Source organism: Synechococcus sp. R5-12 (assembly GCF_047502655.1).
Lineage (GTDB): Bacteria > Cyanobacteriota > Cyanobacteriia > Thermostichales > Thermostichaceae > Thermostichus.
The window spans coordinates 1-4424 of sequence record NZ_JANSIM010000107.1 but is presented as its reverse complement, the minus strand read 5'-3'; the positions used below and the strand labels follow the sequence as shown (position 1 = coordinate 4424).

Sequence of the window (4424 nt, the reverse complement as noted above, 5' to 3'; positions counted from 1 at the left end):
CCCAGCCAAGCCAGCACCGCCCCCCAGCCCAAGACCGGCTGAGCCATCAGCTTTCCCAAGAGCAGCAAGAAGGCCGGGATCCCCAACAGCAGCAGATGAATCAGGGGTTGCCACGGTGAGACCGGAGACAGCAGGATCCCGGATTCAAGCAGCGACGGCTCTTGGGGCAGATGTTCGGAGACAAGGGTTTTGTAGGTCATGGCGCAAGAAAGGATGATACTCTAGGGCTAGTGTCAGATTTGCAAAAAAAGCCTGCGTTAGTCCGTATTTAGAGTTGGAGAATAGGGCAGGCCCCTGCCTGCTCAGTTTGGTAAGATGACCTCGGCCTTTCTTCTCTAGCCCAGCCTGGTGTGAGGATAACCACCATGATCTCTTCCTTATTGTCCTTACTGCCTATTGGTCTGCAGAAATCCGGCGAACACCAATCTACAGCAGTCCTGCCCGGCCTGCGGGCGCAGCGCCATCGTTCTGCAATGCTGACGCGGCTGGCAACCTCTCTGATGCTTGGCACCACCTTACTGCTGACAGCAAAGTTGGATCCCGGCTGGGCGCAAACTTCCCTGGACACCGGCATTACCGGTGAGCAGACCCTGCCTCAAGCTCCCCCGCTCCCGGACAATCGCCCGGCTATTTTTGTGGATGCGGCCAACGGCAGCGATACCCGTGGGGATGGATCCCGCAATAACCCCTTCAAGACGATTACTTATGCCATTCAGCGGGCTGAGGCTGGCAGCGTCATTCAGCTTTTTCCCGGGGTATATAGCGAGGAGAGCGGCGAAACCTTCCCCATCCGTCTGAAAGCCGGCCTCACCTTGCGTGGGGACGAGTCCACCTTGGGAGAGGGCTATCTCATCACCGGCGGCGGTACCTACATGAGCCCGACCCTAGGCCGACAAAATGTTGCTCTGCTGGCAGAAACCGGCGCAGAAGTGCGAGGAGTTACCCTGCGCAACCAGGGGCGGCGCGGCTATGCCCTCTGGGTGGAATCGGCCTCCCCGCGCATTCTCAACAACAGCTTTGTGGGCAGCATCCACGATGGAATCTTCATCGCTGGCGCTGCCAATCCCTGGGTGGAGGGCAACCGCTTCTATAAAAACGGGGCCAACGGCATTTCCGTCTTGGGCACCTCGCAGCCCACCATCATCAATAACCTGTTCCAGGAGACCGGCTTTGGCATCACCATCGACCAGCGCTCGGCGCCTATTGTGCGCAACAACCGCATCCTGCAGAACCGTACCGGCGTGATCGTCGGGGGCAGCTCCAGGCCCATCCTGCGCAACAATCTCATCGCCCAGAACTTGGAGACCGGCCTCACCGCCATCACCACTGCCCAGCCGGATTTGGGCACGGCCACGGATCCCGGCAACAACATCTTTGAGGGCAACGGCCAATACGATATCAACAACGCCACCCGCGGCCTGCGCCTCAATGCCAACGGCAACCAACTGCGGGGCCAGGTCAAAGGGGATCTGGATCTGTCCGGTCAAACCACCGTTGCCGCCCTTCCCGACAGCGCTCCCCGCCCCATTGCCCCTGGCACTTTGGCTCTGCCCAGCGCTCCGGCCCAGCCGGCTACTCCCAGGGATCCCCGGCCAGCCGCTGAGACCCCCTCCACCTTACCGGTTGTGACGGTGCCGCAATCGACGGATCCCAGCCCAGTTGCCTCTCTATCGGGATCGGGGGGGCGCGTTTTGCCCAACGTTCCTGCCCAGCCGGCGGACACTCAACCCCAAGCGCAGGAGTTTGTTGCCGTCCCCTTCACGCCAGATGGCTCTACCGCACCTGCTCAGCCGGCTGGCCCTGCCCCCGCAGCTCCTGTTCCCAGGCCACCCTCGGCTCCCCTCACAGATATCACCACCCTTCTGCCCCCGCCGGCCCGTCGCTCATCGGCAGGGATCCCGGCCACTCCCTCTGCTCCCACTACAACTCCAGTTGCCCCCCCTGTGGCTGCTGTGGGCTCGGCAACCCAATTTCGCGTGTTGGTGACCCCCAAGAGCAGCGATGACTTGAACCGATTGCGGCAGCTCATCCCCGAGGCGGTGGAAACGGTTTTCAACGGCAGAACAGTGTTGCAGGCGGGCCTGTACGACAGTCGCAGCCAGGCCCAGTCGGTCTTGGATCGGCTGTTGGATGCCGGCTTTGAGGCGGTTGCCGAGATGATTTTCCGCTAGCGACCCCCCACACTGCCGGCTTGCTTCTCCATAGCGGTACGAGGGAGCTTTGATCCCAGTTCTTTGGCGGGGTGGCCAGCCATTGAGCCCAAGTCTCCTTGGTCGCTGGCAAGGGAATTGACTACAAGTGCTTGCCAAGAGCGATGACGGCTCGAACACCCCCTCTCTAGTCCAGCGGATCCAGTCGGTAGCGGCTGAGCCAGTGATCCAAATGCACTTCCTCCTCATCCAGCAGTTGGGCGTTGATCAACCCCCGTTTGAAAGCAAGGCGGATGGCTCGCGCCCGCAAGCTGAAGGTGGTTCCCCACTCGTCGCTCTCAATTTGGTCGTTGCTCACCTCTAGTTTGTCGTAGAGGTTGCGCAGACGGTTGGTTACCCCTCGGCGGGACAAAAAGCGCCGTGCAGCAATGGCTTGGTCGGTGAGGCCGAGGGCAATGTCGATCAACACTTCGTACTCGGCGTCGCTGAGACCGGTAATTTTGTTTTGTGAACGGGAATCGACTCCGCGCACCTCTCGGTCGATCACGCATTGCTCATCCTGCACCACCGCTTGGATGGCGCTGACCAATTTTTCATCGGTGCAATTTTTCAAAAGGTAGCCATAGACAGTTTGCGGAGGCACGATCTTGTGCAGCTCCCGCACATAGACTTCATCGGCAAAATGCGACCAAAAAATGATGCGCGTGCTGGGGCACTCTGACCAAACCTGCCGCGCTACCTCGATCCCGGTCATCTCAGGCATGCGAATGTCCATCAACACAAAGTTGGGGTGGTGCTGACGGTAAAGTTCCAACGCCTCTCGGCCATTCGAGGCCATGTATACCGGGCCGAACTCAGGCAAATGTTGCGTCAGTAGGCTATGGACATGCTGACGGTAAAGAGCGTCATCTTCAGCAAGGAGGGTACTCACAGGCCTTTATCAGAGTTACCGAATACTTTCTTTTCACTTCCTAACTCTAAAAACACCCACAAGGGAAGGCAAGGCACTATTGAGCAGTACTCAAAAGGAGCAAGGGATCCCCTCCACCGGCGATGAGTAGCGGCTCAGGAAAAGGAGTTCGTCCCGCTCTCGTCCTATGGACGGTGCGGTTTCCCCTAGCACCCACGCAGACGGCTCATGAACTTCTCCACCGCAGATGTTAAAAACTTTTGACAAGCGGCAGTCTAAGCTGTTTCTACGGCAGAGGCCAAAAATGCCTCAATCTCAGAGCGCTGGGGCAAGCTAGGTTGGGCTCCCGCACGGGTTACGGCCAAAGCAGCGGCGGCATTGGCAAAACGCAGGGCTTCCCTCAGGGATCCCCCGGCAGCCAAACAAGCAGCTAAGGCCCCACAAAACCCATCTCCGGCAGCGGTGGTATCCACCACTTCCACAGGATGAGCTGGCCAATGGCCACTTTCTTCCCCATCTGCCCAGACCAGCCCTGCCCCTCCCAAGGTAAGGATAACGGCTGGGATCCCGTGTTTCTGCAGTTCTTGAGCCACCTTTTGGGCTTGTTCCGGCGTCTCCACAGGGGATTGGGCAAGGGCAGCCGCTTCGGTTTCGTTGAGCACCAAGTAGCGAACCTGGCGCAACAGGGATCCTGGCAATGGCACGATGGGCGCAGGGTTGAGCAAAATCGGGATCCCTTGGGCAAAGGCTTGCTCTGCCACCGCCTGCACCGTGGCCAGGGGGATTTCCAGTTGCAGCAGAACCATCGCTGCCGGCGTCCAAGGAGGCAGCTGGGCGGGGGTGTAGCGACCGTTAGCGCCGGGGCTGACCACAATCCGGTTTTGCCCTGCTGGATCCACAGTGATCAGAGCGATGCCGCTGGGCCCCTCCAACTGCCTCAGGTGGCGGGTATCCACGCCGTTGTGCTCCAGGTTCTCTTGGAGCAGACGCCCAAACTCATCGGATCCCACCGCTCCCCACATTTCCACCTGGGCTCCCGCCCGCGCCGCTGCCACCGCTTGATTGGCTCCCTTACCGCCAGGGTAGGTGGCGTAGTCGGATCCCAGCACCGTTTCCCCAGGGCCGGGATGATGGGGCACCTGCACCACCAAATCCATGTTCAAGCTACCCACCACTCGGATCGGGCCTGCCATCGGGCTTGTGGGGAAATCCTGTTGGAAAAGCAGAGATCTAGAGATCTTTGGTTTGGATCCCTGGGCAGCTATTGTATCAGCCGCCGGTCTTGGCCAGGGATCCCCTTGAGCGCCCTACCACGCGGCAAGGGCTGATAGCAGTCGTGGTTTTTATTACCATCTATTTCAACT

The 4424-nt window shown here is 59.6% G+C and carries 3 protein-coding genes and 1 pseudogene; 1 reads left to right on the top strand and 3 read right to left on the bottom strand.

Translation table 11 applies throughout. The features are described from left to right. Positions 1–200 (bottom strand): annotated as a pseudogene (locus tag NW843_RS06710) (pentapeptide repeat-containing protein); the annotation flags it as partial. Positions 201–365: 165 nt separating this feature from the next. Between NW843_RS06710 and NW843_RS06705 the strand changes: the two are divergent. Then, positions 366–2171, top strand: a complete 1806-nt coding sequence (locus tag NW843_RS06705; RefSeq protein ID WP_414522471.1) for a DUF1565 domain-containing protein — start codon at positions 366–368, stop codon at positions 2169–2171. Between the two features lie 166 nt (positions 2172–2337). Here the strand turns inward: NW843_RS06705 and NW843_RS06700 are convergent, their stop codons facing one another. Next, positions 2338–3081 carry a response regulator gene (locus tag NW843_RS06700; RefSeq protein ID WP_414356063.1) on the bottom strand — a complete coding sequence of 248 codons (744 nt, stop codon included), beginning with the start codon at positions 3079–3081 and terminating at the stop codon, positions 2338–2340. Between the two features lie 254 nt (positions 3082–3335). Beyond that, positions 3336–4253 carry a ribokinase gene (gene rbsK / locus NW843_RS06695; protein ID WP_414522470.1) on the bottom strand — a complete coding sequence of 306 codons (918 nt, stop codon included), beginning with the start codon at positions 4251–4253 and terminating at the stop codon, positions 3336–3338. Positions 4254–4424: the final 171 nt, after the last annotated feature.